Origin of the sequence: Deinococcus terrestris (assembly GCF_009377345.1) — a bacterium.
In the GTDB taxonomy this organism is placed as follows: domain Bacteria; phylum Deinococcota; class Deinococci; order Deinococcales; family Deinococcaceae; genus Deinococcus; species Deinococcus terrestris.
Map to the genome: position 1 here is coordinate 1 of NZ_WBSL01000002.1, position 25,641 is coordinate 25,641.

Genomic DNA, 25,641 nt, shown 5'->3' on the forward strand with positions numbered 1-25,641 from the left:
TTCCCCATTCGGACATCCCCGAGTCAACGCGTATCTCCAGCTCGTCGGGGCTTTTCGCAGGTAATCGCGTCCTTCATCGGCTCCAGTGCCAGGGCATCCACCGTGGACCCTTAGTATCTTGACCCTTCCATTCATTCACGCACGTCCCGACCCACCCAGGCGAACCTGAGCGGCGCCCGGAAGGCGCTTTCTGTGCTTGTTCTCTCGCACACCTCTTCGCTTGTCATGCTCCCCGCCTCGCTTGAGGCTCAGAAAAGATACAGGCGCCGCCCGAACTTGTCAACTCTCCCCACCGAGTCCTAGAGAAGGGTTCAGAAAATGGCGTGCTAGCCTCCTTCTATGCGGGTTCATGTGGTCTTCCTGGCGCGGCTCAAGCGGGAGGCGGGACTGGAGACGGCCAGCCTGGAGGTTCCCGATGGCACGACCGTGCGCGACCTCGCAGCCCTGGTCGAACAGAGCCACAGCTTGAGCCTGCGCGGCTGCATGGTGGCGGTCAATGAAACATATGCCCGGCCTGAGCAAGTCTTGGCGGCTGGAGACGAGGTGGCCTTCCTGCCTCCTGTGGCTGGGGGTGCAGCACCTGAATTGGAAACGCGTTGCGAGGTTCGGGACACGCCCCTGCTGCTATCGGAGGCTGAGCCTTTCCTTATCCGGCCTCAGTACGGAGCGCAGGCCTACTTTGTCGGGACAGTGCGTTCACCCAACCAGGGCAAGGTCGTAGATTTCATCGACTACGAGGCCTATGCGCCGATGGCGATCCGGGTTATGGAGGCGGCGGCGGGCCGGGCACGCGAGCAGCATGGAGAGTTGCGCGTCCTGATTCAGCACCGAATTGGACGCCTGCGGCCTGGGGAAACGAGCATCCTGATCGGGGTTGCCAGCGCCCATCGCCGGGCGGCCCTGGAAGCCTGCGACTTCCTGATTGAGTATCTGAAGGCTCACCTGCCCGTCTGGAAGCACGAGGCGGATCAGGACGGCACTCACTGGGTTGACGGACAGAGCGAGCATCCCACCCTGTAGCCGTCAGGGAGACTGGGGATTGTCGCGGGCATGGGCCTCGAAATGCCGGTAATAGCGGCCCGCGAGAAGCGCCATTAGGCACAGTACGGCAGCCAGGGCCAGGAACTGAGTCCAGCCCGCCGCTCCTGTCAGCAGGCCGTTGAACACGAAATGCAGCGTGATGCTGAGGAGCAGGCCCCGAGAACGCCACCAGCGACCGCCCCGCAGGTGGCGTCCGCCCAATGCGTAGCCCTGGGGCGCACTGAAGAGGGCGTGAACGAGCGTGGTGAGCGGCGCGTGCCAGGCAAGGGCCGAGGCCCCGAAGCCCAGGGAGTAGGTCACGTTTTCCACGAAGGCGAAGCCCAGCGCAGCGGTCACGGCATAGACCAGGCCGTCCATCGGCTCGTCGAACTCGTGCTCGGTGGTCGCCGTGATGGCGGCCAGAAACTTGCTGCCTTCCTCGACGATGGCGGTCAGGAGGAGTACCAGGAATGGAGTCAGCAGGCCCAACTTGGCGGGGAGGTGCTCGAAGGTTCCGCCGAACGCCGCCGAGACGCCCCAGGCCACCATGCCCCATCCGAAGGTCCGGGCCAGCAGCCAGGCGGGCTCCGGATGGCGGTCGCGCCGTACGAAAAACCACAGCCATCCCGCTGACAGAACCAATGAGACCAGCAGAGGCCAGAACAGGGGCATGGTGTGCTCGGCCCGGCGTCAGCCCAGATGCTAGGCCCGCACCAGACGCTTGGCCGCCGCCTGCATAGGCTGATGGGCCAGGTGCGTCAGCGCGAGCGCCAGGGCATCCGCCGCGTGGTTGTTGAACAGCTCGCGGACTCCCAGGGTGGCCTTGACCATGTAGATGATCTGCTCCTTGTCGGCGCGGCCCGTTCCCACCAGCGAGCGCTTGACCTGCATGGGGCCATAGGCGTGGATGGGCACCCCCGCCTGGGCGCAGGCAAGTTGAACGACCCCAAAGGCCTGCCCCACCTTGAAGGCCACGTCGGCCTGACGGCGCAGAATCTGGTCCTCGATGGCGACGGCGTCGGGCTGGTATTCGGCCAGCAGGCGGGAGACCTCAGTGTGCAGGTATTGCAATCGGCGGGGCATCACCCAGGCACTCTCGGTGGTCAGGCAGACGTGGTAGAGGTGACGGGCCTTGCGCACGTCGCCCTCCACCAGTCCCAGACCCAGATTCGCCAGTCCAGGGTCCACCCCAAGCACGATCATGCCCGCAGCATAGGGCAAAAAAAGGACCGGCCGTGCTGAAGCCCGCCGCACCACAGGGGAACAGGCCACCCAGGACTGTCCTGGGTGGCCTGCTAAAAGAACCTGACTTAGCGGGTGCCGCAGCCTCCGCTGCCCTCGCCGTCGGGCGACTGGGCGCCGTCGGTGCGGAAGGAGTGGCCGCAGCCGCAGTTGCTGGTGGCGTTGGGGTTATGTACGGTAAAGCCCCCGCCCATCATGTTCTCGACGAAGTCCACCTCGCTGCCGCGCAGCAGGGGGAGGCTCATGCGGTCGACGAGCAACTTGACGCCCCGGTCCACCACGATGGTGTCGCCGTCGAGTTCGCGGTCGTCGATCGCCATGCCGTACTGGTAGCCGCTGCAGCCACCGCTCTTGATAAAGACCCGGACGCCCGCATTCTCCTTACCGCTCTGGGCCAGGATACCGAGGGCCTTCTGGGCGCCGAACTCGCTGATTCGAATGTCCTGGGTCGGCAGCACGCCGCCAGATTCGGGAAAAGAGGTCGCCGTCATGGGTGAAGCGTAACACCATTGGAACAAGAAAAAAGTGTCCGACTGGCAAAGTGATCCGGCCTTGCCAGACAAGCCTGTCCTCATCGGCGCTTACATTCCTTGAGCGTCCTTCTGTTAGGATGCGCCCATGACGAACCCCTACGCCGAGTGGTTCGAGCAACTGCGGGCGGAGTATGGCGACCAGCTTCAGGCTATGCCGCTGCCCGACGGGTTGCCCGAGCATCTGCACACCCTGATCGAAAGCGGGGATCAGGAAGCCATCCAGTTCATGATCAAGCTGGCCTGGCAGTTTGGTGCCCAGGTCGGCTACGCGGCGGGTGCCCGCCAGCAGGGCGGCGAGGTCAGCCCGACCCGGCCACCCCGCGTTCAGGCCTGAACGCCCCCGCACGACCCGAGACGCCGAGGATCCGGCGTCTTTTTCATGGTCTTCCTGGTCCCGACGCTGTGAAATCAGTTCGTCCGCGAGCGAGGACGGCTCCAGCATCCGACCTCCGACCCTCCGGGCATCAGGCCACGCGCCGCGAGTTCCTCCAGCACGACCAGGGCGAATGATTGGAGCGCCTCGGCATCGGCCTGCTCCAGGGCGGCTCTTTCCAGGCCAAGCTGCCGGGCTCGCCGGGCCAGCCAGAAAGCCAGGCTCTCGTCGGTGGAGGACATACCCGCGCACCATAAAGCAAGCCGCCCCGGCGGGAGCCAGGGCGGGATTGAGAGAGGGGGGTTCAGTCGTCGGCGGCCTGGAAGTTGGCACGGTCGCGGGCGTCGGACTCACGCAGGGCACGGATGCCGCGCACGACCGCCTGCACGAAGAAGTAGGACAGCGCCGGAACCAGGAAAGTGGCGATCCACAGCACCGTGTTGGCGTTCTCGGTAGTCAGGATGCCCGCGCTGATCAGTTCCGGTTTGTAGCCTGCCACCGACCACACCGCCAGCAGCATCATGAACGCCACGCCGATCCCCAGCCGCACCGGGTGGTTGGTGGGGTTTTCCGCGTAGTAGAGGTTCTCGCGGCTGCGGTCAAGCATGGGCACGGCGAACATCGCGCCCAGGGTCAGGGTCGGGAGCAGGATCGCGCCCACGAACTCGGAGTTGATGTTGCCGCCCAGAAAGTTGAACTCGAAGCCGGGAATGATCGCCAGCACCCCGAAGACCCACAGCAGGTACCAGTCAGGCTTGATGTTGTCGATCGGGGTGGTGCTGGGCGGCCCGAAGTACTCGACCGGGTGCACCGGGATAAAGGCGCTGAACAGCACGATGATGCCTGCGAACAGCAGCGTCAGCATCAGCATGATGGGGGTCTGCTGGGTCATCAGCGGCACGCCCACGATCTTCTTGTAGGCGATGCGCTTGGCGTACTGCGGCTGGGTGTGCTTCTGCTTGATCATGATCAGCATGTGCGCGGCCGTCAGCGCCAGCAGGATGCCGGGCAGCAGCATGATGTGGTAGCCGTACACGCGCGGAATCACCCCGTCGCCGGGGAACTTGCCCGCGAACGCCGCCTGCGCGACCCACTCGCCCACCCAGGGAATTGACGCGGCGATGGAGTAGATCACCTTGAGGGTGTTGTAGGCGTAGTTGTCGTAGGGCAGCACGTACCCGGTCACGGCGGTCAGCGCCGCGAAAATCAGGAGCAGCATGCCGATCCACCAGTTGATCTCGCGCGGCTTCTTGAAGGCACCCGTGAAGTAGATCCGCATCATGTGGATGACCGAGGCGGCCACCATGATGTTCGCCGTCCAGTGGTGGATGCGCCGCAGCATGTCCCCGAAGGGGGCGGCGTTGATCTTGAGCGCCGAGTGGTAGGCCGCCGGAACGAGGTTGGGCGCGTCGGCGGTACCGGGGTCAAAGGAGTTGACCACCATGGAGTTGCTGGGCTCATAGGAGAGCGCCAGCAGGATGCCTGTCAGGATCAGGATGATCAGGCTGAAGAGGGTGATCTCGCCCAGAAAAAAGGAGTGGTGGACAGGAAAGGCCTTGCGCAGGAACTTGTCGTTCAGGCGCGAGATGTGCAGACGGTCGTCGAGCCACTGGTTCATGTGAGCGCCTCCTCCACTTCCTGCTTGACGTTGTTCCACTCGGCTTCACTGTTGTGGTAGGGGTAGGGCGGCGTCAGGAAGAAGCCTGCGACCACCAGCCGGTCCCCGTCCTGCCGGATGGGAAGCTGCGCGAGGGGCTTGGGAGGCGGCCCACCGGTGACAATGGCCCCGCGCTTGGGGTCGTACTCGCCCGAGTGGCAGGGGCAGCGCATCTGCCCGGCGTTGATGTCGCTGTCGCTCACCGAGCAACCGGCGTGGGTGCAGATGTCGCTGTAGGCCACGATCTGCCCGTCCACCGTCGCTTCGAGGTTGGTGGGAGCCACGAGCTGTCCCTGCGGAAAGCGGTAGAGCGCGAGGATGTTGTTGGGATCGCCCTTGCGAATCACGTCGTTGCCATCCTCATCCTTGCCCATCGCCCAGGCCCGCACGAGCTGCGTGCTGAGGTCCGCGACGGTGATGGGACGGCCCTCCTTGCTCTCCTCGGCGTGCACGAGGATGTCGCCTTCGAGGGGCGGCATCTTGTCGGCGGTGAGGCGGAAGACGGGGTTGGCGGCGCCCAGCGTGCTGAGCAGGCTCACGCCGCCCACGGCCGCAGTGGTGCCCATCGCCACGTTGATGAACTTGCGGCGGGTGATCTCGGGGTCTTGTCTCTTGTAACGGGTCATCTGTGATTCCTCCGGTCGGGCGTCGGGGGGAGCGGCAGGCTTACCAAGGGAACTCGCCGCTGGCGTCCTCGACGAGCACCTCGCCGTCCATAAAGAACTTCTTGTACAGGCCAGTCGCCACCGCCAGGGTCAGCAGGATCATGGCGGCGTAAAAGCCTTCCATCGCCACGTTGGGCATCACCCGGTCGGCCCAGCCCGCGTAGTCGGCGACCATCTGGCGCACGAACAGCACGCTGAACAGCAGGCTCAGGCCCAGGGTCACCACCATCGCCAGCGTGGCGACGGGCGTAGCGCGGACCTTGTGAATGCCGGGATGCAGTTCCTGGCCCTCGGCCCAGACGCTGTACAGGCCGATCAGCCCGTAGGTCAGCAACACCATCACGAAGGTCGCCAGGAAGATCTCGGGCAGCTTGATGTCCTCGGGGACAAAGCGGCTGCGGTTTTTCAGGACGGCGGGGTCGATCTTGCTCTGGCCCTCGGCAACCTGCGCGGGCGTCAACGGCTCCTCGATGGAGTTCCCCCACGAGTTCAGCACGTAGTTGGCGACCGCGTACACTTCCTCGTCCTTGAGCTGGTTGAACGCAGGCATCTGCCCCTTGCCCTCGACAATGATGGTGTGCACATACACCGGGTCCTGGGTGATGCGCTCGTTGCCCGCGAGCACCGGGCCTGCACCGCCCTCGCCATTGGCGCCGTGGCAGCCCACGCACCCGGCCGAGGTGTACACCTGCGCTCCCAGGGTCGGCCACGTCTGGTTGATGGTGGCGACCACCTCGGGGTCCACCACGACGGGCTCGGGCGCTGTTTCCTTGTTAAAGAGGAACAGCAGGATAATCCACATGATGGCCGCACTGACGATGGCGACCCAGGGCATGACAGCGTCGTTTCTCTCCACGTTCCTTCTCCTCGCGCTCCCCAGGGGTGTCCCCCCCAGAGTGCCTCCCCGGTCTCGCCTTCATGTCTAAAGGCAGTCGGCTGGCGGCCAGCATAGCACGCACGATTGGCGCCTCCCGCCGTGCCATACGGCGAAAAACGCCCCTTCCTGGAGTCATCAGCCTAGTCCCTGACCGAGCGGTTAAATGTCCCCCGCGTGAGGCCCGTGAACCCCGCCCAGAAGCGCCAGCAGGGGCCACAGCGCTCCGGCCAGCGCTTCCACATCGCGGTTGTCGGGATGCTCACGGGGATCGAGGCCGCCTTGCGAGAGCAGGGCCACCACCAGCGGACGCGGGGTAAAGAGCACCCCCACATCGTGGTGGACGCCGCGCAGTTCGCCGCTCTTGCTCGCTACCCGGTAGAGGGGTTCGCCGTCGGCGTCACGTGGCACGTGCCGTCCCAGAATGTCCCGGAACTGTTGCCGGGTCAGGATGGACAGGGCCAGCTCGGTGTGCGGAGGATCAAGCAGTTCTCCACGGACCAGCCGACCCAGCAGGGCGACCTGATCCTGGGCCGACGTGCGGTTGCGCTCGCCCCGGCGCTGGGCCTCGTTCTGGCGCTCGGGGGGCAGTTGCAGCTTGCCGATGAGGTGGGTGTGGGTGAGCCCACGCAGCGCGAGCCAGGCGTTGACCGCCCCCTCGCCCAGACGGCCGATGACGAGGTTCGTGGCCGTGTTGTCGCTCACCACGGTCATCAGGGTAAGCACGTCCTGCCAGGTCAGGGCCAGACCCGCCCCCAGCTCGTGCAGCACTCCCGAGCCCGGCACCCGGTCCTGCGCCGTCATCGTCACGCGGGCCGAGAGGTCGAGTCGCCCCGCCTGCGCCTCCTCCAGCGCCTGCACGAGCAACGGCACCTTGACCGTGCTCGCGGCCGGAAAAGAGCGGTCGGGGTTCAGGGCGAACAGTTCGGTTTCCGCGAGATCGGTGACGAGAAGGCCCACCTCGCCCACGTACCCGCGTGAGCGCAGGTCGGCGAGCCACAGGTCAGGTGAGGTCATTCGGGAAGGTGCCATCCGGCGAGGGCCGCAAACGGATGGGCCGCACCGACGGGGCGGAGGGTGCAGAAGGGCAGCGTCCCCTCCGGCTCGACCCGGTGGGGGCAAGTGGGGCACTCGGGAAAGGCCTGCTCGGTGTACGCGAGGTCGGCCTCGGCGGACGCCAGGGTCCACTCGCGGGCACAGCCCGACCGGAAGGTGACGGGGGAAGCGGCAGGAGCAACTTTGGCGGGACGGGTCGCCGACTTGGACCGGGCCACGTCTCCCCTAGTCCAGATTGGCGATGCCCTCGCGGATCGCGTAGAGGGCCGCCTGGGTGCGGTTGTTGAGTTGCAGCTTGGTGAAGATCTCCGAGAGGCGGTTCCGGACCGTCTTTTCCGAAATGTCCAGCCGCAGGGCGATGTCCTGGTTGGAAAAACCCTGGGCCAGCAGCTTGAGGATCATCGTCTCGCGCTCGTTGAGGTCGGCGTGCTTTTCCGAGGGCAACTCCTCGCGCTTGTCGCGGAAGTCGTCGAGGACATTCTGGGCCATGTCGGCGTCGAGCAGGGCCTCTCCAGCGGCCACCCGGCGGATCGCGTCGATCAGGGTGGCTGCGTCGGCGTCCTTGAGCACGTAGCCGCGGGCCCCGGCCTTGACCGCCTCGAAGACGTAGCGGTCCTGGCGGTACATGGTGATCATGATGACCCTCGACTTGGGGTCGATCTCGAGGATGCTCTGGGTGGCCTTGACCCCGTCAAGTTCGGGCATCTGGATGTCCATCAGGATCACGTCGGGATGCGTCTCGGCGGCGTAGCGGATGGCCTCGCGGCCATTGGCGGCTTCCCCGATCACCCGCATGCCCTCGCTTTCGAGCAGGCTGCGCAGCCCCTGACGGAACAGCGCGTGGTCGTCGACAAGCAGGACACGGATCATGCCCCCAGTGTAGACGCCCCTCCGCCGGGGACGGCAGCCGCGCCCACCATCTCCCGGCTGGGCCGCTAGACTGCTCTCCGTGATCACCTGGTTCGACGCCCTGCTCGTGACGGTCTGGGCCGTGTTGACGGCGCTGGGTGCCCGGCGGGGACTGGCGGGGCTGGCCTGGGGCGCGGGCGGCGTGCTGATCTGCTGGCTTGCCAACCGGGCCGGGCAGTCGGCGGGCGGGTGGCCGCTGGCCCTGGGCGCCGCGCTGGTGCTGGGGCTGGCCCTGAGCGTGGGGCTGCGCCGCTTGGTGCTGACGCAGGCGGGGCCCACGCCGCGCTGGCATGCCGGGGCTGGGGCGGCAGGCGGACTCCTGCTGGGAGGCGTGCTGGTGGCGACCCTGACCCTGGGCTTTCCGCTGGGGGTGCGGGTGGGTGCCCAGGGGCGCACCGGGGTCTATCCGTCGGCCGACCTGCCCGCCCCGCTGCACACCGCCGTGCGCCGCTCGATGTTCCGCGAGGGCCTGATGGGTGTCTGGAACGCGTCTCCAGCGCTGCGCACCCTGCTGGTGCCGGACCGGCGCTGAGGCTTCAGGAGGCTTCGGCCTGTGGGGTGGGCGTTTCGGGGTGCGCCTCGCCCGCCCGCTGGCCCAGCAGGGTGGCGACCACGACAAGCAGTCCGCCAAGTGCGCCGCGGAGGCCGATGCGCTCCCCGATCAGCAGGAAGCTGAACAGGGCAGCGGCGACGGGTTCGAGCGCGTAGATCAGGCTGGCTTCGGCGGCGCTCACCCGGCGCTGGCCCACCGTCTGCAGCAGCGTGGTCACGGCGGTCGCCGCCACCCCCAGGTACACCAGCGGCCCCCAGGCAGCGGCGGGCGGCCAGAGCTTCCCCGGCTCGGCCAGCAGTGCCCACACCCACGCGAGGGCAGTCACGGCGAGCAGTTGTGCGAAGGTAAAGCGCAGCGCCCCATGCCGACTCGCGGTGCGCTCCAGCGCGATGATGAATCCCGCGTAGGTCACCGCGCAGGCCAGCGCCCAGGCGTCCCCGACGACGAGGGCGCCCCCCTCCCAGGAGAGCAGGGCCAGTCCACCCACGGCCAGCGGCAGCGCCAGCCACAGCGCCCAGGGCAACGGGCGGCGTTGCGCGACGGTGAGCCACAGGGGAACGAGGACCACGCTCAGGGCCGTGAAGAAGGCGGCCCGGTTCGCCCCCGTCGTTTGCAGGGCGATGGTCTGGGTGCCGTACCCCGCGATCAGCCACGCCCCCAGAATCAGGCCGTCGCGCCAGAGGGGCCGGGCCGGGTCGGTGGGGGCCGTCGCCGTCCGCTCCCGCGAGAGCAGCAGCGCGGGCAGCAGCGCGAGGGTGGCGATCAGGAAGCGCCACGCGATCAGGACGGCGGGCGGCAGCAGCTCCCCGAGTTCCTTGACCACCGCGAAGGTGCTGCCCCACAGCAGGGTGACGAGCACGAGCAGCAGCAGGCCACGGGCGTGAGAGGACACGGGGAGGATTGTAGGGCGGCCCAACCAAACAGGTGCCACTCCTGAACTGCTCGGAGTGGCACCGGGGAACGTGGAAGATTCGGCTTACTTCACCCGCACCTGGAAGCAGGTCCGCACAGTCTCTCCGGCGAGCAGGGTCCCGAGGGTGACGGTCAGGGTGCTGTCGGTGAGCCTGCCCGCGTCGGCGTCCGCCGCTGCCGTGAGGTTGTCGGTGATGGGCGGTCCGCTGGCGGGCGTGCGGGTCCGCTTGATGGCCCTGCCGCCGTAAGCGGCATCACTGGCGATGGGGACCGCAGTCACCGAGGTGCCGTTGCTGTTCAGCGCGTCGCTCAGGACATAGTTCAGCAGGTCCGCGCCGCCCCGGTTCTGGGTATCGATGCAGTACTCGAGCAGGTCGCCGGGGCGGATGGAGGCCGCCGTGCCGAAGGTGCCCCCCGGCAGGGTCCGCACCTGCTTGGTCACTTCCGTAAGCACCAGGCGCGTGACGAACTCTGCCCCGTTGTCGTCGGTCTTCGTCTCGCCCGGATTGCTGACGGTCGCCTTGTTGGTGATAGTAGGACCCGCTGCCGCGCCCGCCGCCACCTTGACGTTGTTCAGGGTGATGGTCTGGGGTTTACCGACCTCGATGGGGCTCGTCGTCGTGCAGGTGATGGTCTGCGCAACAATGCTGCACGTCCAAGTGCCGGGAGTCGCCGTGTAGTTCGGGGTGCCCCCCGTCGCCACCGTCCAGCTTAGTCCCGGGGGCAGGGTGTCGGTCACGGTGGTGGTGCCCGTGGCGTTGGCGCCCGCCGTGTTCACGGTCAGGGTGTAGCTGATGAAGCTGTCCTGCGCGGCCACCACGGGACCGGCGGCGGGGTTGGAGTTGGCCGCGGTGCTGGGGCGAGCGAAGGCAGGGCCTTTCTTGGTGAGGGTGAGGTTGGGGGTGATGACGGGCGCGGTCACCGTGAAGCTGGCCGTGGCATTGGTAGCCGCTGGGAGCGCCTGACTGTTGATGGTTCCCGTCACGCTCGTGCCGACGATGGTGTTCGTCTTGCTGCCCGTGGTGGCCGAAGTGGGGACCTGCACCGTGAGGACGACAGAGCACCCCGCCGCAGGAAGGGTGCCGCCCGTAAGAACGTACTTGCCGGAGGCCGTCGTGACCGTGCCGCTGCCCTTGCAGGTGTCGCTGCTCACAGCGGTGATCGTCAGGCCCGTGATGCCCATCGTGCCCGCCACGTCATCCGTCAAAGCAAAGGCGGTGGCGTCTGCACCGTTAGGGTTCGTCACGGTGATCGTGAGCTGAGTGGTGCCCCCCTGAGGCACGTTGGGTGAGTTGAAGCTCTTGCTGACCCCAGCGGCGAGGGGCCTGACCGTTAGGTTCGCAGTGTTCGAGACTGTACCGGGCGTGGGCGTCTGTGTCGAGGTCACCCCGCTGGTCGTGTTGGGATTCACGCCGATCCGCGTGCCCTTGACCTGCACGGTGATGGTGCAGTTGGAGTTGGCTGCCAAACTTGGAATGGTCAAGTCCAGCGCAGTAGCGCCCACAGTGAGCGCCGAGGCATTCGTAACCGAGGCGCAGGTGCCGCCCAGGGTTGTATTCGCCACACTCATCCCCGTGAGGGTATCGGTGAACTTCAGGTTGGTCAGGGCGCCACCGGTATTGGGATTGGTGACCGTGAAGGTGATGGTACTCGCGACGTCGAGAGGTACGCTCGCTGGCGTAAAACTCTTGGTGATGGTCGCGGTCTGGGGAGGCAAAACCGTGGTGGGATCGCTCGAACAGTACGCGCCCGAAGTGCAGCTTGATCCTGGTTCAGGTGCCGTCCCGTTCTTGTTGGGGCCAGGATCACCGCCACCGCCCACTGAGACGTAGTTCGTCACGTTCCCCCGGGCAGCCAGGTTGACGTTAACCGTCAGCGTGATCTCGTGGGACTGTTGCGGGATGAGGGGAGATGTGGGAGTGAACGTAAGACTGATGGTCCCCGCTGTGCCTGGTGTAGGTCCCGATACCGTACCAGTGCTGGAGCTGGCACCGGCATAGGTCATACCGTTGGGCAGCGCGTCCTTGAGGACAATCGCCGAAGAAGTAGCGAACTGACCATTGTTGGTCACTTTGATCGTATACGTTCCCTGCTTCCAGACCTCAAAGTTTCCAGTATGGGTCTTGCTGACACTGAGGGCAGGTTTGGGGTAGTAGCACGAGCCGAGGTCGGTGATGGCGTTCTGACCGTTCACCGGTGTGACGCCATCCTTAGCCACGGTAAGGGTGCCTGCGACAGTGTTGTACTTGTACAAGTCACTGCCGGAGGTAGAGATGTAGAGCAAGCCGTCAGGACCGAAGGCGGCGCCAGTCACCCAGTTCGTCGTGGCCGAGAGCGCCCCCGCTGTTGGAGCGAAGGAAGCTACCTTCTTTGCCTGGAATGCAGTGGCACTTGTGCGCGTTACCATGTAGATGACGATGTTGGTCGTGGTGGACGAAACGAACCACATCCGGCCCTGGCCCACCCCGTCGAACACCCCGTCGAATGCCATATCGCCGTCTTGAAGGGAGTTCCACTCGGTCGCGTCCGCCGCGACGGCGGGAGCCGCGATGGCATTAAGATAGCGGGTGACGGTCCCGCGCGAATACTGATAGATATCGCTCGGCGCAGCCCAATCGGTTGCCCACAATGTCCCTGCCTCATCCACACCTGCCTGGTGTTCAGTTGTGGGATTAGAGAAAACAGGCGCCCCCGACGCATCTACGGTGAGCTGGGTGAAGGTGTCGCCATCGTAGTCATAGAGACGGGCGTATCTGGCGGTGTTGTACCCTGTCCCACCGTAGCCGTCCACGTAGTAGATGCGCTTGTTCACAGGATCGACGCCAAAGCCGGCCGTGACGCTGCGGCCCCTGACGCCGCCGTTGGTAGTGCTGGTCTGATCTGCACTAGCGGGTAACTGAACGGCGTTGCCGAGAACGCCCCCAGTGCTAAGGGTGGTGAGATAACTGCCCACCCCAGCACGAGCCGGATTTGTCCCGACCGCAGCATAGATCGTGTTGCAATCGAGGGCCGCCGCTGCCGCCATTTGGAAAGCCCCCAGGCTAAGCAAGGCCATGGCAGCCACTCCCCCGCGGAGAAGGTTGGTTTTCACCCTCTGGTATGAAATTCGACTCATGACTCTTCCTCGTTGTGACGCACAGCGGTTCGCCGGGGGCTGTTCATTTCCTTCGAGCTCATCGGCGGCTCACCGTCTCGTCCACCGTCAAATCCAGTCGCAGGTACAGGCCCTGCTTCGTGTATGTCCCCGCGCTCGGCAGGCCCTCAAAGCCCGCGAAGTTGTATCCGGCGGTCAGCCAGGTGCCCGGCAGGGCGCGGACGCTTCCCTCCAGTCCGTAGCCGAGCTGGGTGGTGCCCGTGGCAGGTTGGGTGAGCACCCGGCCCCACGCACCGACACCGAAGCGGTCACTCAGGTAGTAGGTGCCGCCCAGATAGCCCTGCGCCGTGAAGCTGCCCGCGTCGTTCAGCAGGGCGTGGGTGTCCACGCCGCCGCGCACGGCCCAGCTCGGCTGGCGGTACTCGGCGCTGACGCCCGTGTTCAGCTGGGGGGTGCCGCCTGCCAGCGTGCCCTGCACATACCGGACATAGCCCAGGCTGTTGAGCGTGCGGTTCCGGTAGGCGTAGCCCAGCGAGAAGCGCTGCCCGTTCTTGCCCAGGCCGAACTCAGCGAGGCCGTCGGCGCTCAGGGTCAGGTGGTCGGTCACGCTCCCGGTGATGCCCGCCCGCAGGACGGTCCCGAAGCCGCCGTCCCGGTAGATCAGGTCGGTGCCCGCCGTCACGCCGAAGGTGTCGGCGCGGTGGGCGAGGTCGGCGCCCGCCGTGACTTCCAGCTCGCCCCCGCGCACGTCGTACAGGGCGCTGCCGCGCAGGCCCACGGTGGTGCGGTCGTTCAGCGGCAGGGTGGTGAACACCCCGAAGCGGGCGCGGTTGCCCTCGCCGCTCGCGGTGGGCAGCTCGTAGCCCACGGCGTAATTGGTGTTGCCGATCCGGGTGTCGAGCGTCAGGGCGGCCACGTGGCCCTTGCCCCAGGTCACGTCGTCGCGCAGGCCCAGGGTCACCTGGTCGGTCAGGCGGTAGCGCACCGCGAAGGAGGTGGTGGGGTCGAGGTTGCCGGTCAGGGGCTGGGTGTGGGTCACGTCCACGTCCAGCGGCTGCTGGTGGTAGCCCGCGCTCACCACGGCGCCCAGGCCGTAGGTGTCCCCGAAGGCGTACTTCAGGCCCGCACCCACGCTGAAGGGCGCGAGGCGGTAGTCGGCGCGGGCCGTCACGCTGCCCCCCTGCGCGGTGGGGGTGCGGTGGTACTCGCCGTCCACGGAAGCGCCGAGGTTCGGCCCCAGCCGCGCCGCATAGCTGCCGCCCACGTTCAGGCCCACGGCAAAGGGAGCCAGGCCCATGTATCCGGCGTCCTGATAGCGAATCCGGAAGGAGGCCGAGTCGTCCCCGATGCGGGTCTGGAGGTCCGCGCTCGCCTGGACGCCGCCCGAGTAGGCGACGCGGCTCTCGGCACGGGTGGTGCCGTTGTCGAAGGTGCCGCGCACGCCGAAGGTCGCCCGACCGTCGAGGCTCACGACGGCGGCGCCGACGGTGTACCCGTCGCCTTCTCCCTTGACCTGCACCCCGTAGGCGAGGGTGCGCCCGGCGGTCGCGGTGCTCAGGCGGTAGCTGGCGAGGACGAGCACGTCATTGAAGTCGGCGTCCACCCGGTCCAGGGCACGCACCAGCGTCACGATGCCGGTGGGATAATCCACGAGGTAGTCCACGTTCCGGACGAGGCGGCGGCGCTCCAGCTCCTTGCCGCTCCCGCGCTCGCGGGTCACGACCTCCAGCGTCTCGCTGTCCGGGGCAAGGCGGGCGTCGGGCAGGCGCAGGATGCGGGTGCCGTCCGGCGTCACCTCCGCCTCCGACACACGGTCGCCCGGCACGCCCGCCACGAAGCCGGAGACGACCGGATTGCTGCGGGTCACGGCGGTCAGCCCAGTGAACTGCTCGCCCACGGGCAGCACGTCAACCGGCACCGGGGCGCGGCGGTAGGCCACCCGGAAGCTGGGGTGGTCGTACACGGCGGCCACCGGGTCGGTGCCCTGCAGGGGAATCTGCTCGGTGCTGGCGTCCCCGTACACCGGGGAGCGCACGGTGGGGTCGGTCGTGAGGGGCAGGCCGTCCTTGTCGGCGGCGGCGTAGAGCTTGCCCGCGCCGACCGGCGTTTCCACGTAGCCGCGGGCCTGCCAGGTGAGGTCTTCCGCGAGGTTGAGCTGGCCGTCCAGCCCCAGGGTCGCGCTGAGCACGCCGACGCCCACGCGGGAGCGGTCGGGCGTGACCTCGAAGCGGCGGGTGAGCACCTGCTCGCCCAGCAGCACGTCGAGGCGCAGCGGCGTGGGGGCCGATTGCGGTTGCAGTTCCAGCACGCCCTCGCCGTCTTCGAGGCGCACCTGGTACCCGGCCTCGCCGGGGTTGGCGTCGGGGGTACGGGGTTCCAGGCTGGGGCGTACGGTCAGGGTGGACTGGCCCGAGGGGGTGCCGAAGGCGTCCAGGGTCCGCACCCGCAGGCGCAGCGGCGTGCTGCCGTCGGCGATCAGGCTCAGCGGGGTGACCTCGACCTGGGCGGTGGCGCCAGCCAGCATGACCGTGATTTCCTCAGTACCCACGCGCAGCCGGTTGGGACCGGGACGCAGCGGCACGCCCACGTAGGTCAGGCGCTGCACGCCGCGTTCGCCGTCCTGCACGTCGGTGCCCAGACGGTCCTCGCCCACGGGGGCGCCGTTCACGGTGAGGGCAGGGCGCTCGCCCTGCGGCACCTCGACAACCACGTTGATGCGGTCGCGGATACGAATCACGCTGTCCGCGAGGGGGAGCTTGATCGCGCCCGCATTCTCGGTCACCTCGTCGGCCTGCGCGGAGAGGAGGACCGCGCCCCTGAGGTCGGCGGCGTCGATCTGCCCCATCAGGAGTTCGGTACGGTCGCCCGGCAGCTGGACCTGCAGGGCAGGAGCGGGAAGCGCCCCCAGGGGAGCCGTGTGGGTCAGGTCGTAGGTCAGCACGCCGCGAGGCTGGGCGGGCAACACCCAGTACAGGGTGCCGCTTGCGCCCCGGCGGGGGTCGGGCACAGGCTGGCCGTCGAGACGGCTGCTGCCCGGCAGGTAGGCCGCGCCTGCCGGGGGCTGGTGCGCGATCACGACCTCGCGGGCCTGAACGGGGACGTCAAAGGGGAGCAGGACGTTGCTGGTACGCTGTTCACCCGTGGTCACGGCCGACGGCAGCGCAGAAGCGTCCGCGCCTTGCGCGTGCGCCGGGCCGACGAGCAGCAGGGCTGTCAGCAGGGCGAGGGTGGTAGGCAGGGGGGCAGGCACGGTCAGTTCCTCCAGCGGACGGCGGGGTCGGTCAGGGCCGCGCCCAGCTCGCCCGTGAATGCGAAGTCATAGGTCAGGAGCGTTTCTCCGGCCTTCAGGGTGCCCGAGAGGGTATTGCGGCCCTCTTTCAGCACGGCCCCGGCGGGCAGGGGGTCTTGCAGCTCGAAGTCCGCGAGGTCCGAGGCCGACACCAGCCGCAGGGTGACCCGGTAGACCCCGTCCACGAGGTGCAGGCTCTTCTCGACCCGCAGCCCGCCCACGGTCAGGGTGGTCCGGCGCATGGCCGCGATCTCGCCGCCGAGGGGCGCGAGCGGGAAGTCCACCCCAGTCAGGCCCCGGACATGCACGGTGCGGGTGCCCGGCAGCCCGCCGTCCCCCGGCATGTTCAGCGGCAGGTAGGGCGCAGAGTTCGGGTCGAGGCGCAGCGCGTGCGTGCCCAGCGGCACATTGGCGAAGTGGTAGCGGCCCGCCGCGTCCGTCAGCACCAGGCGGCCTCCGGCCAGCAGCACCCGCGCCCGCTCAACCGGGGTATCGAGGCCCTTGTCGAAGCGGCCGTTGCGGTTGCGGTCCACGAAGACCGTGCCCAGCAGGTCGGCCAGCGGCGCGAAGGTACCCAGGTTCAGCCGGGTCACGGCGGTCGCCACGTTGCTGGCGATGGCGCGGGCGTTGCCCCCGGCCCCGTTCCCCACGACCTCCACCCGGTTGACGAGTTCGCCCGTCGCGTCGGCAGTCACGCGGGTCTGGTAGGTGATCTCGACCGTGCCACCGGCCGGAATCGTGCCGATGCCCCAGCGCAGCACGCCGCTTGTGACCGTCGGGTCGGCGAGGGGCTGGCCGCCCAGGGTGCTCGTGCCGGGGAGGTACTCCAGCCCACGGGCCGGGGTATCGGTGACCACCGCATCCACGATGGCCGTGCTCGCGGAGAGGTTCTGGATTTTCAGGGTGTAGGTCAGGCGGTCGCCGGGCGCGGCCTGGGGACTGCTGACGGCCTTGGTGATGCGCAGGGCGGCGGTCCAGACCGGGCTGCTGACCTCGTTGCTGGGCAGCGGCGTGGGCAGCTCGGTCGAGACCATGTTGAAGATGTTCTTCAGGGCCTCGCCGTCCACTGCCCGCACGCTGACCCGTGCCCGCACGGTGAAGGTGCGCGTTTCGCCGGGCGCGAGGGTGCCCACCGCCCAGCTCACGGTCTGGGCGCCTGCCTCGCCACTCACGCGGCCGCCCGCCGACGCCTCCACAAAGTCGACGTGCCCCGGCAGGGGGTCGCTCACGGTCACGCCGGTCAGGGGCCGGGCGTAGGGGTTGCGAACCCGCAGGGTATAGGTCAGCTCCTCACCCTGGGACACGGTGCGTTCGGGGCCGGGCGAGACGGTCTTGAGCAGTTCGGGCAGCCCCGCTTCGACGGCCTGCACCACGTCGCGGGTGGTGTTGCTCGTTCCGCGCGTACCCTTGGCCGTGATCAGGGCCTCCAGCCCTCCTGCCTGGGTCGCGTCGTAGCACACCCGCACCAGCGCGGTGGCGCCGGGGTCCAGCGGGAGGGGCTGAACCAGGGGGGCGCCGTCCGCTCCGGTCATGCGGGCCGTCGCCGCGCCCTGCGGGTAGGTCACGGTGACCGTGAACAGGTCCCGCACGTCCCCGGTGTTTTTCAGGGTGTGATCGAAGCACACCTCCTGTCCCACGACCGCGAAGGGCCGGGTCTGGGTGTCGGCCGGGGTGTTCTCGGGCGCTTCGGGCTGTCCGAGGGGACCGATGGCGACACCGGGCTGGTAGCGCACGTCGGCGCTGGCCGTGCCCTGGGCCTGCTGGCGGCCCGTGACCGCGGTGGCGACGTTGGGAATGATCCGGTTCTCGGCGGCGTCGGTGGCCCGCATCCGGAAGGTCAGCGTAAGGCCCTGGCCCGCCGCGAGGCTCGCCGCCCGCACGCGCACGCCGCGCACCCCGGCGGGTTCGGTTGCCTGCCAGGTCACCCCGTCGGCGGTGTATTCGAGGGTTCCGGCGCTCGCCTGGGCGCTGCCCGGCACGAAGACGAGGCCCTGCGCGATCTGCTCGCCGAGGGGGTCGGTCAGGACGACCTCGCGGCTGCCCCCGTTCCCCGCGTTGCGGGTGGTGACGGTCACGGTGGTCTCGGTGCCGGGCCGCACCAGCGCGGGCGTGAAGCTCTTCTGCACCGCCAGCACGGGCGGTGGGCCGACGCGCACGCGGCTGACGTTGTTGGCGTCCTGCTGCCCGCCGCCGCAGCTTGCCACCAGGTTGACGAAGGCGTCGCCACGGGCGCTGTCGGCCGTCTCCACAACCAGCAGGACCCGCGCGGCAGCTCCAGCCTCCAGGGTCAGGGACGCGACCTCGCCCTCTCCCGCGTCGGCCACGCCGTTGCGGTTGGCATCCAGCACCAACCGGGTGGCGGGGGTGTGGGCGCTGCCCGCCTCGGTGCGGGCGGCCAGTGGGAGCGTGAACCGGTCATTGCCACTGTTGACGACCGTATAGCTGAAGGTCGTGCCCTCTCCGGGGAGCAGCGTGGCGCTCTGGCCGGGGGCCTGCACCGTGCCGTCGGGGGACACGCTGACCGCGCACACCGCCTGCACCACCGTGCGAACGATGTTGGACTCGGCGCTCGACTCGCCGCCGGGCGTGACCGGCTCGAAGGTGGCGGTCGCCTGGTTGGTGATCTCGGTCCCGGCAGGAGTGGGAACACTCGCGGTCTGGGCCTGCGCCCCGACCACGAATGCCCCCACCAACAGGCTGGGAAGCAGCAGAGCTAGGGAGGTGTGTTTCAAAACGGGTCAACTCCTCGGGAGGGAACTCTGGAAAGGGGGTGGGACGCTTGGTGCGCGGAAAACTGGCAAAAAAGAGTCTGATGTTGGAAGAGGGCGCACCCCACGGGGGAGGTGGGATGCGCCGGGAGAGGGGTTACTTGATGGTGACCGTGAAGTTGACCGTCAGCGTCTGGTTGGGCTCGAGGGTATCGGCGGCAGTGATGGTGTTGTCGTTGTTGCTGTCGATCGCCACGTCCACACGCGTGACTGCGCTCAGCGCGATGGTCGGCGTCTTGCTGTCCTGCCAGGCGCCGCCATTGAAGCGGTACATCACCTTGGCCGTACCGCTCAGGGCAGGGTTGGCGACCTCGCCCAACACGCTCTTGAAGGTGCCATACTGGAAGACGTTGGTGGTTTTGCTGCTGTAGCTGCCGTCCTGCTCGGTCAGGATGAAGTTCTTGACCGGGGTGTTGTAGTTGTTCTTGGCGACAATCCGGTAGGTCAGGTCGTTGCCAGGGACGACGGCGGCGGTGCTCGTCTTGGTCTTCTGGATGGTGATCGCGGTGCCCGCCACGACGCCCACCGTGATGGTGTCGTTGGTGTCGGTCGCGATCAGGCCGCTGCCGCTGCTCACGGTCTGGTTCAGGGTCACCGTCTGGGTGAGCACGTTGGCGGGGACCTTCACCTGCGCGATCACGCAGGCCGTTTCGCCCGCAGCAATCGTCACGCCCGGCGAGGTGATGACGGTGGCGTTGTCCGCGGTTCCGTCACAGGTTGCGTCGAGCAGGTACTCGACCGGGACGGACGTGGGAGTCTGCGAGCCTTTTTCGTCTACCACCGTGAAGCTCAGGTTCGGAGCACTGGGGAAGAACGTGTCCGAACCTCCGCCGGTGTTCTTAATCTCCATCGGGAAGGTCACGGTCTGGCCCCCCGTGGTCGTGACCGACCGGGTGACCACCGTGTTGACCGGGTCAGTTGCCCTGTCGTCGTCGCTGTCACCAAACAGGAACCCCGGCACGTTCACGATGTTGGTGGTCGTGTCTTCAGCGGTGGTGTCCGCGTCGCTGACACTGTCGATGCCCACGGTGACGCTCTGGGCACCGGCGGTGGCGGCGTGGGTCACCACCGTGCGGAAGTCAGCGCTGGCGTCTACCGCGACGCCGCGGATCGTGGGCAGCTCACCCTCCAAGATGTAGGTGAGCCCGCCGATGATTTCCCCGGCCGTCGTGAACGGATTGCCGTTGGCCGTCTGGAAGGTGACGCCACTGGGGCCGGACAGCACGAACGCGTCGGTCGCCGCGCCCTTGTTCTTCAGCGTGTTGATGAAGGTGGTGGTGGTGTCGTTTGCCTTCACCGCGGCCGTCTGAACGTCGCCGCTGCGGGTGATGGTCGTGTTGGCGTCCACCGGGTCGGCGTACGTTCCCGTCGCTCCCGCTTCAGGCGCACCACTCGGGCCGACAACGGCCACCGGGGTGTAGACCACGACGGCGCTGTACTGGAGGAAGGGCGAGGTGTTTTGCGCCTCGGTGACACTGGGGTTCGTGGTGCCGTTCCAGATTTTGCCGGTGCCGACCGGAGTCGCGCCCACTGTACCCCCCTTGGTAGAACCAGTCGGAACGGTGTACACCAGCCAGAACTCTTTGACCCCATCGGCGGCGAGCGAAACCGAGGACAGGGCCGTGGCGCCGTCTACCGCCGCCTTCTGCGTGGAAGTCAGCGTGGCGAAGTTCCCCGTCACGCTCAGCACCGAAGCGTCTACCAGCTTGGCCCCCGTGGCTCCTGCCGGTGCCAGGGTGATGGTCTGGGTGTCGTTGCCGGTGTTGACGACCTGATACTTGAAGGCGACCGTGTCGCCCTGGTTGGCCGTTTTCTTGTATTCGGCAGGGAGGGTGGAGGTCGCCGTGCCCGTCGTGGCGCTGTCGCTGTTGGCCACGCTGCCCACGTAGGTCACGTTGAAGCTCGACTTGTCCGACACTGTGGTGACGACCTCGTTGGACGTCTGGCTGCTGGTGGTGTTGCCAGTGGGATCGCTGGGGTCCTGGAAGCTCGCCGTCGCGGTGTTCTTGATCTGGGTGTTGGCGGGCGTACCCACCGCTCCCGCCACTCCCACTGCCAGCGCCACAGCCAGAGCCACAATCTTCGTATTCACTTTCATCTTCTTCTCCTTGGATTCGCTTCGGGCGTCGTGGCCCGGTGACGACTGATGGGTGTTACTTCACCTGCACGCGGAAGCCGAGCGTCTTCTCGGTGCCGGCAGGTAGGGCGGCGATGGTCCAGCGCACCGCCTGGTACTCGCCCGGCTTGACCTCAACCTCGCGGGTCACGGCCTTGCCGTTCTCGGTCACGGTGATCTTTTTCTTGAGGGGGGCGGGGGCAAAGGTCTTGCCGCCGTCGATGGAGTACTCGGTGCGGACGCCTGCGGCAGCGCTTCCATCTGGCGCGACGTACACGTGACCCGCCGGAACCGGCAGCTTCACGGCGACGTTTGCCAGCGTGCGGGCGCTGACGTTGCGGGCGGTGACAGTCTGTGCGAGCAGGTCGCCGGGGCGGACCTTGGTGTAGTTCGGCGTGCGCTTTTCGGTCGCCTTGCCGTCCACCTGAACGGTCTGAATCAGCGACTGGGCGAGGTCGAGCACCAGGGGCGAGGCGCCCTGGGCCAGGGCCAGGCCGGGCAGCGCGAGCAGGAGGGGAAGGGTCAGGCGATTCATATCAGCGGCTCTCTCCTTGGCAGGAAGGGACGCCGACACGACAGACCGGCGCACGCTTCCCCTGGGTGGGGGGTCCGTTTCGCCGGTCGCACCACTGGCTCCTCATGCGGCAGGTGCCCGAAATACACCGCATGGCTCTACGCCCGAAACGACAGCAAGGTATTCAGCAAGCCATAACAGTTCCCTTACGTGATTTCTAGGAACTCTCATTAGATTCTCATTTGTAGGATGGTGATGCGGCGATTTGGTCCGGGGGCGTCCCTGTTACAAACCGTTGGAGCTGGGCACGCCATGCTGTCGCGTACGGAGGTCACCGGTATGGCGCGTGTCACGCGGTACAGCAAGTTCGAGGGCGAACTCGACCAGCTCGACTCCAGCGAGCTGATGCAGATGATTCAGGAAGCGCTGCTGGGGCAGGGCATGAACGATCCCTACGACCCCGATCCCAACGCCCGGCCCAGCATGGACGACCTCTTCGACGCGATTCTGGAGGCACTGGCCGACCGGGGCATGATCCCGGAAGAGCAGCTTCTAGAAGCCCTGCAAGCCGACGACGTGCGCGAGACGCCGCTGGGTCAGCAAATCGAGCGGCTGATGGACAAGCTCCAGCAGGACGGCTTTATTCGCAAGGAGTTCGACGAGGAGCCGGGACAGGGCGGCCAGGGCCAGAGCGGCGAGTCGCGCTTTCAGCTCACTGACAAGAGCATTGACTTTCTGGGCTACAAGAGCCTGCGCGACCTGATGGGCGGCCTGGGCAGAAGCAGCGCGGGCGCCCACGACACCCGCGAGTACGCCTCAGGCGTCGAGATGACGGGCGAACTCAAGAACTACGAGTTCGGGGACACCCTCAACCTCGATACGACGGCCACGCTGGGCAACATCATGGGCAAAGGCTTCGACGCGCTCGAGGAATCCGACCTCGTGATCCGGCAGGCTGAATACAACTCGTCGGCGGCGACCGTGGTGCTGCTGGACTGCTCGCACTCCATGATCCTGTACGGCGAGGACCGCTTCACGCCCGCCAAGCAGGTCGCGCTCGCGCTGGCGCACCTGATCCGCACCCAGTACCCCGGCGACACGGTCAAGTTCGTGCTCTTCCACGACTCGGCCGAGGAAGTGCCCGTCGCCAAGCTCGCGCAGGCACAGATCGGGCCGTACCATACGAACACGGCGGGGGGCCTGCGGCTCGCGCAGCAGCTCCTGAAGCGCGAGAACAAGGACATGAAGCAGATCGTGATGATCACCGACGGCAAGCCCTCGGCCCTCACGCTGCCCGACGGCCGCATCTATAAAAACGCCTATGGCCTCGACCCCTACGTGCTGGGCGCCACTCTGCGCGAGGTCGCCAACTGCCGCCGCTCGGGCATCCAGGTCAACACCTTCATGCTGGCCCGCGACCCCGAACTCGTGGGCTTCGTCCGGCGCGTCTCCGAGATGACGAAGGGCAAGGCCTACTTCACGACGCCGCAGAACATCGGCCAGTACGTGCTGATGGATTTCGTGACGAACAAGACGAAGCTGGTGAATTAGGCGGAAGGCTGAAAGCAGAAGGCAGATGGCTCATGATTCACGGCCATCTGCCTTCTGCCTTAGACCTTCTGCCCTCCCCTACCCCATCTTCACGAACATCGGCGGCTTCAGGCCCACCATCCGGGCCATAACCCAGACCTGGCCCTTGTGGTGGGCCTCGTGGCCGATCAGGGAGTCAAGCAGGGCGGCGACGGGCATCTCGCGGCCCCCGAAGGCCGGAACGCGGCGGGCGAGGTCCTCGGGGCTCAGGGCAGCGATGGCGGCGGAGACCTGATCGGTCGTCTGGCGCAGGCGCTCGCGCACCTCGGCCACGCTGGCGCTGCCGTCGCCGGGCGCGGGGCGCTGGGGGGCCTGCCCGGCGATCATGGCGAGCATCATCGCGCTGCTGGCCGCGAGGTGGTCGGCCTGACCGATCAGGCTCATGCCGCCCTCCCACGCGGCGAAGGTGCCGTGCTCCTCGGGCAGCTCGGCATACAGGTCCATCAGGGCCTCGCGGTGCATTCGGAAGGTGCGGGCGTGCAGTTCGGCCGGGTTCATAGGCATGGGCCAAGGATAAGGCAGTCGGCGGGCCTCAGGGCCTGCGCCGCAACTCGTCGCGAATCTCGGCCAGCAGCTTTTCCTCGTTGCTAGGTTCGGCGACCGGCGGCTTCTGCCCCCGCCCGAAGCGTTCGTTGATCCGGTTAACCGGCGTGACCACCAGGAAATACAGCACGGCCGCCACGATCAGGAAGTTCAGTAGCGCGGTGATGAAGGCGCCGTAGTCGAAGACGGCCCCATTCAGCGTGAAGGTGCCGCCCACCTGTGCCCCGCCCCCCGTGACCGCCTTGATCAGCGGGTTGATGAAGCTGTTCGAGAAGGCGGTGACGATGCCCGTGAACGCCGCCCCAATCACCACACCGACCGCGAGATCCACCACATTGCCGCGCAGCACGAAGTCCCGGAAGCCCTGAAGCATGCCCCAGCTTGCCACGAGGCGCAGGTCCTAGCAACGTAGGCACTAGGACGGGGCTTACGCCTGACCCCGGCTCTCCTTGACCGCGTGGGCGCTCATGCCCCACTGGTGCCCGCTGCTCTGCACGCCGTCCAGCACCACGCGGGCGAGTTCGCCCAGGGTGGCCCCGCCGGGGCGCACGTCCATGCGGAACTCGGTTCGCAGCTCGGTCAGGCTGGTGTCGTCCAGCATCAGCTCGGTGCCGTAGCGCAGGGTGGTCGGCGGCACGATCAGGAGGTCGGCCTCGCCCGGCTTGACCGCGTGCCGGAAGCATCGCCCGGTCAGCAGGCCCGCAACGGTCGTGACCTTGCCGAAGGTCTTGTTCTCCACCGCGCGGACCTCCAGCTCCAGCCCCTCGATCTGGCGCAGCGGCTCCACGGCCCGGTCGAGCGACTCGGCGAACAGCAGCCCCGTCCCCAGAATCACCTTGCGGGGCGCAGGCAGCGCGGCGGGCAGCTCGGGCAGCCCCTCGGTCAGGAAGTCGCGGATCATGCCCACGCCGTTTTCCAGCATGGGGAAGCCCTCGTATTCCTCCTCGGTGGGGAGGGGCTCGCCTGCCAGGAGGTACAGCTCGTCGGAGGGGAAGACGAAGCGGGTGCCGCGCTCCGCCAGGAACTGCCGCCGCCAGCTGTTCAGGCGGGCGAGCGTGTCCTGCGCCTCCTCGCGCGTGAAGGTCCGCACGTCGGGAAGGTTCTTGCGGTGCCCGGTCAGGCCGATGGGCACGACCGCCGCCGAGATCACGTTGGGGCGGCTCGACAAATATTCCACCGTGTCGTCGAGATGCTCGCCGTCGTTGCGGCCAGGCACGAGGACGATCTGGGTGTACAGGTCGATGGGTTCGAGCCGCTCGATCATGCCGCGAATCTGCACGGCCTGGGGGTCCTTGACCTTGAGCTTCCACCACTTCATCAGATCCTGGCGGAGGTCCTGGTTGGCCGTATGGACCGACACGTACAGCGGCGAGAGGTTCTCGTCGAGGATGCGGTTGATGTCGCCCTCGGTCAGGTTGGTCAGCGTGACGAAGGAGCCGTACAGGAAGGACAGGCGGTAGTCGTCGTCCATGATGTAGAGGCTCTTGCGAAAGCCGCGCGGCATCTGGTGGACGTAGCAGAAGTCGCACTTGTTGGCACACTTCTTGATGCCGTCGAACAGCACTTCCTCGAAGTCGAGGCCGGGGTCCTCCCACTCCACCGCGAAGGTGAAGGTGGGCGCCGCCGGGTCGTATTCCAGGCGGTGGTGGTCCTGCGCCACGCCGAGGACGCCGGACAGGACCGAGGGCCGCTCCACCGGGCGGCTGATTTCCAACTCGGCCCGCCCCTGCGACAGCAGATGGCGGTAGGCCAGCACGTCGGTCACGGATTCGCCGTTCACCCGGATCAGCAGGTCGCCGGGGCGCACGCCCGCCCGTTCGGCGGGGCTGCCCGGTTCCACGGTCTTGATCGGTGCGGGAAACACCTCGGTCGGTTGCGGTCTGGCTTCGGCTGCGGTCACGTCATCCCCCTGTGCGGGACACGTCAAGGCCCC

23 protein-coding genes, 1 rRNA gene and 1 riboswitch are annotated in these 25,641 nt (G+C 67.4%); of the genes, 4 read left to right on the forward strand and 20 right to left on the reverse strand.

The genetic code is table 11. The features are described 5' to 3' along the window. Nucleotides 1–124, reverse strand: a 23S ribosomal RNA gene (locus F8S09_RS06145); the annotation flags it as partial. Between the two features lie 215 nt (nt 125–339). Here F8S09_RS06145 and moaD point away from each other — a divergent pair. Further along, nucleotides 340–1,020: a molybdopterin converting factor subunit 1 gene (gene moaD / locus F8S09_RS06150; RefSeq protein WP_152870251.1), complete on the forward strand. Its 681-nt coding sequence runs from the start codon at nt 340–342 to the stop codon at nt 1,018–1,020. Nucleotides 1,021–1,023: 3 nt separating this feature from the next. Here the strand turns inward: moaD and F8S09_RS06155 are convergent, their stop codons facing one another. The 3 genes from F8S09_RS06155 to F8S09_RS06165 form a co-directional block, all read right to left on the reverse strand. Further along, complete coding sequence (locus F8S09_RS06155) at nt 1,024–1,692, reverse strand: PrsW family intramembrane metalloprotease (RefSeq protein ID WP_152870253.1); 669 nt, start codon at nt 1,690–1,692, stop codon at nt 1,024–1,026. A 30-nt stretch (nt 1,693–1,722) separates the two neighbouring features. Then, the gene (locus tag F8S09_RS06160; protein WP_152870256.1) at nt 1,723–2,223 is read right to left on the reverse strand and encodes a crossover junction endodeoxyribonuclease RuvC; all 501 of its coding nucleotides are present in this window, start codon (nt 2,221–2,223) and stop codon (nt 1,723–1,725) included. A gap of 107 nt (nt 2,224–2,330) precedes the next feature. Beyond that, nucleotides 2,331–2,753, reverse strand: a complete 423-nt coding sequence (locus F8S09_RS06165; RefSeq protein ID WP_152870258.1) for a HesB/IscA family protein — start codon at nt 2,751–2,753, stop codon at nt 2,331–2,333. Between the two features lie 127 nt (nt 2,754–2,880). Here F8S09_RS06165 and F8S09_RS06170 point away from each other — a divergent pair, with 127 nt between their 5' ends. Then, nucleotides 2,881–3,129, forward strand: coding sequence for a DdrH (locus F8S09_RS06170; protein ID WP_152870260.1), 249 nt, complete (start codon nt 2,881–2,883; stop codon nt 3,127–3,129). Between the two features lie 74 nt (nt 3,130–3,203). Here F8S09_RS06170 and F8S09_RS06175 read toward each other — a convergent pair whose 3' ends face one another. From F8S09_RS06175 to F8S09_RS06205, 7 genes are all read right to left on the reverse strand, one after another. Then, the gene (locus F8S09_RS06175; RefSeq protein WP_152870262.1) at nt 3,204–3,410 is read right to left on the reverse strand and encodes a hypothetical protein; all 207 of its coding nucleotides are present in this window, start codon (nt 3,408–3,410) and stop codon (nt 3,204–3,206) included. Between the two features lie 62 nt (nt 3,411–3,472). Beyond that, complete coding sequence (locus F8S09_RS06180) at nt 3,473–4,786, reverse strand: cytochrome b (protein WP_152870264.1); 1,314 nt, start codon at nt 4,784–4,786, stop codon at nt 3,473–3,475. Continuing rightward, complete coding sequence (locus F8S09_RS06185) at nt 4,783–5,451, reverse strand: ubiquinol-cytochrome c reductase iron-sulfur subunit (RefSeq protein WP_152870266.1); 669 nt, start codon at nt 5,449–5,451, stop codon at nt 4,783–4,785. Before F8S09_RS06185 ends, F8S09_RS06180 begins: the two co-directional genes overlap by 4 nt. Nucleotides 5,452–5,491: 40 nt before the next feature. Then, the gene (locus F8S09_RS06190) at nt 5,492–6,346 is read right to left on the reverse strand and encodes a c-type cytochrome (RefSeq protein ID WP_322618591.1); all 855 of its coding nucleotides are present in this window, start codon (nt 6,344–6,346) and stop codon (nt 5,492–5,494) included. Between the two features lie 180 nt (nt 6,347–6,526). Continuing rightward, the gene (locus F8S09_RS06195; protein WP_227978542.1) at nt 6,527–7,381 is read right to left on the reverse strand and encodes a serine hydrolase; all 855 of its coding nucleotides are present in this window, start codon (nt 7,379–7,381) and stop codon (nt 6,527–6,529) included. Beyond that, a complete protein-coding gene (locus F8S09_RS06200) occupies nt 7,378–7,638 on the reverse strand; it encodes a hypothetical protein (RefSeq protein ID WP_152870270.1) in 261 nt (86 codons plus the stop codon). Before F8S09_RS06200 ends, F8S09_RS06195 begins: the two co-directional genes overlap by 4 nt. Nucleotides 7,639–7,645: 7 nt before the next feature. Further along, entirely contained in the window at nt 7,646–8,290 is a 645-nt protein-coding gene (locus tag F8S09_RS06205; protein WP_104991543.1) for a response regulator transcription factor, read from the reverse strand. 79 nt (nt 8,291–8,369) lie between these two features. Between F8S09_RS06205 and F8S09_RS06210 the strand changes: the two genes are divergently transcribed. Then, nucleotides 8,370–8,861: a hypothetical protein gene (locus F8S09_RS06210; RefSeq protein ID WP_322618592.1), complete on the forward strand. Its 492-nt coding sequence runs from the start codon at nt 8,370–8,372 to the stop codon at nt 8,859–8,861. Between the two features lie 4 nt (nt 8,862–8,865). Here F8S09_RS06210 and F8S09_RS06215 read toward each other — a convergent pair whose 3' ends face one another. From F8S09_RS06215 to F8S09_RS06240, 6 genes are all read right to left on the reverse strand, one after another. Next, entirely contained in the window at nt 8,866–9,774 is a 909-nt protein-coding gene (locus F8S09_RS06215; RefSeq protein ID WP_322618593.1) for a DMT family transporter, read from the reverse strand. 84 nt (nt 9,775–9,858) lie between these two features. Next, the gene (locus F8S09_RS06220; RefSeq protein ID WP_194165248.1) at nt 9,859–12,885 is read right to left on the reverse strand and encodes a DUF7933 domain-containing protein; all 3,027 of its coding nucleotides are present in this window, start codon (nt 12,883–12,885) and stop codon (nt 9,859–9,861) included. Between the two features lie 82 nt (nt 12,886–12,967). Continuing rightward, nucleotides 12,968–16,138, reverse strand: coding sequence for an RHS repeat domain-containing protein (locus F8S09_RS06225; RefSeq protein ID WP_322618594.1), 3,171 nt, complete (start codon nt 16,136–16,138; stop codon nt 12,968–12,970). Nucleotides 16,139–16,140: 2 nt separating this feature from the next. Beyond that, complete coding sequence (locus F8S09_RS06230) at nt 16,141–18,909, reverse strand: DUF11 domain-containing protein (protein ID WP_152870276.1); 2,769 nt, start codon at nt 18,907–18,909, stop codon at nt 16,141–16,143. Between the two features lie 133 nt (nt 18,910–19,042). Beyond that, nucleotides 19,043–21,043: a hypothetical protein gene (locus F8S09_RS06235; RefSeq protein WP_152870277.1), complete on the reverse strand. Its 2,001-nt coding sequence runs from the start codon at nt 21,041–21,043 to the stop codon at nt 19,043–19,045. 55 nt (nt 21,044–21,098) lie between these two features. Then, nucleotides 21,099–21,596 (reverse strand): DUF11 domain-containing protein, encoded by a 498-nt coding sequence (locus F8S09_RS06240; RefSeq protein ID WP_152870278.1) that lies wholly within the window; start codon nt 21,594–21,596, stop codon nt 21,099–21,101. Nucleotides 21,597–21,667: 71 nt separating this feature from the next. Further along, nucleotides 21,668–21,751: riboswitch (cyclic di-GMP riboswitch) on the reverse strand. A gap of 163 nt (nt 21,752–21,914) precedes the next feature. Between F8S09_RS06240 and F8S09_RS06245 the strand changes: the two genes are divergently transcribed. Beyond that, a complete protein-coding gene (locus F8S09_RS06245) occupies nt 21,915–23,126 on the forward strand; it encodes a vWA domain-containing protein (RefSeq protein WP_152870990.1) in 1,212 nt (403 codons plus the stop codon). A 78-nt stretch (nt 23,127–23,204) separates the two neighbouring features. Here F8S09_RS06245 and F8S09_RS06250 read toward each other — a convergent pair whose 3' ends face one another. The 3 genes from F8S09_RS06250 to F8S09_RS06260 are packed head-to-tail and all read right to left on the reverse strand — an operon-like array spanning nt 23,205 to nt 25,608. Continuing rightward, nucleotides 23,205–23,669 (reverse strand): DinB family protein, encoded by a 465-nt coding sequence (locus F8S09_RS06250; protein ID WP_152870279.1) that lies wholly within the window; start codon nt 23,667–23,669, stop codon nt 23,205–23,207. Between the two features lie 28 nt (nt 23,670–23,697). Continuing rightward, nucleotides 23,698–24,081: a large conductance mechanosensitive channel protein MscL gene (gene mscL, locus F8S09_RS06255; RefSeq protein WP_152870280.1), complete on the reverse strand. Its 384-nt coding sequence runs from the start codon at nt 24,079–24,081 to the stop codon at nt 23,698–23,700. Nucleotides 24,082–24,135: 54 nt separating this feature from the next. After that, nucleotides 24,136–25,608 (reverse strand): DUF512 domain-containing protein, encoded by a 1,473-nt coding sequence (locus F8S09_RS06260; RefSeq protein ID WP_322618595.1) that lies wholly within the window; start codon nt 25,606–25,608, stop codon nt 24,136–24,138. Nucleotides 25,609–25,641 lie beyond the last annotated feature (33 nt).

Excerpts from the sequence above, each read along its gene's own strand:
- F8S09_RS06245 (WP_152870990.1), top strand. The coding sequence starts at position 21,915 with ATGGCGCGTGTCACGCGGTACAGCAAGTTCGAGGGCGAACTCGACCAG.
- F8S09_RS06240 (WP_152870278.1), bottom strand. The coding sequence starts at position 21,596 with ATGAATCGCCTGACCCTTCCCCTCCTGCTCGCGCTGCCCGGCCTGGCC.
- F8S09_RS06235 (WP_152870277.1), bottom strand. The coding sequence starts at position 21,043 with ATGAAAGTGAATACGAAGATTGTGGCTCTGGCTGTGGCGCTGGCAGTG.
- F8S09_RS06250 (WP_152870279.1), bottom strand. The coding sequence starts at position 23,669 with ATGCCTATGAACCCGGCCGAACTGCACGCCCGCACCTTCCGAATGCAC.
- mscL (WP_152870280.1), bottom strand. The coding sequence starts at position 24,081 with ATGCTTCAGGGCTTCCGGGACTTCGTGCTGCGCGGCAATGTGGTGGAT.
- F8S09_RS06170 (WP_152870260.1), top strand. The coding sequence starts at position 2,881 with ATGACGAACCCCTACGCCGAGTGGTTCGAGCAACTGCGGGCGGAGTAT.
- F8S09_RS06185 (WP_152870266.1), bottom strand. The coding sequence starts at position 5,451 with ATGACCCGTTACAAGAGACAAGACCCCGAGATCACCCGCCGCAAGTTC.
- F8S09_RS06205 (WP_104991543.1), bottom strand. The coding sequence starts at position 8,290 with ATGATCCGTGTCCTGCTTGTCGACGACCACGCGCTGTTCCGTCAGGGG.
- F8S09_RS06155 (WP_152870253.1), bottom strand. The coding sequence starts at position 1,692 with ATGCCCCTGTTCTGGCCTCTGCTGGTCTCATTGGTTCTGTCAGCGGGA.
- F8S09_RS06175 (WP_152870262.1), bottom strand. The coding sequence starts at position 3,410 with ATGTCCTCCACCGACGAGAGCCTGGCTTTCTGGCTGGCCCGGCGAGCC.
- moaD (WP_152870251.1), top strand. The coding sequence starts at position 340 with ATGCGGGTTCATGTGGTCTTCCTGGCGCGGCTCAAGCGGGAGGCGGGA.
- F8S09_RS06165 (WP_152870258.1), bottom strand. The coding sequence starts at position 2,753 with ATGACGGCGACCTCTTTTCCCGAATCTGGCGGCGTGCTGCCGACCCAG.
- F8S09_RS06180 (WP_152870264.1), bottom strand. The coding sequence starts at position 4,786 with ATGAACCAGTGGCTCGACGACCGTCTGCACATCTCGCGCCTGAACGAC.
- F8S09_RS06160 (WP_152870256.1), bottom strand. The coding sequence starts at position 2,223 with ATGATCGTGCTTGGGGTGGACCCTGGACTGGCGAATCTGGGTCTGGGA.
- F8S09_RS06195 (WP_227978542.1), bottom strand. The coding sequence starts at position 7,381 with ATGACCTCACCTGACCTGTGGCTCGCCGACCTGCGCTCACGCGGGTAC.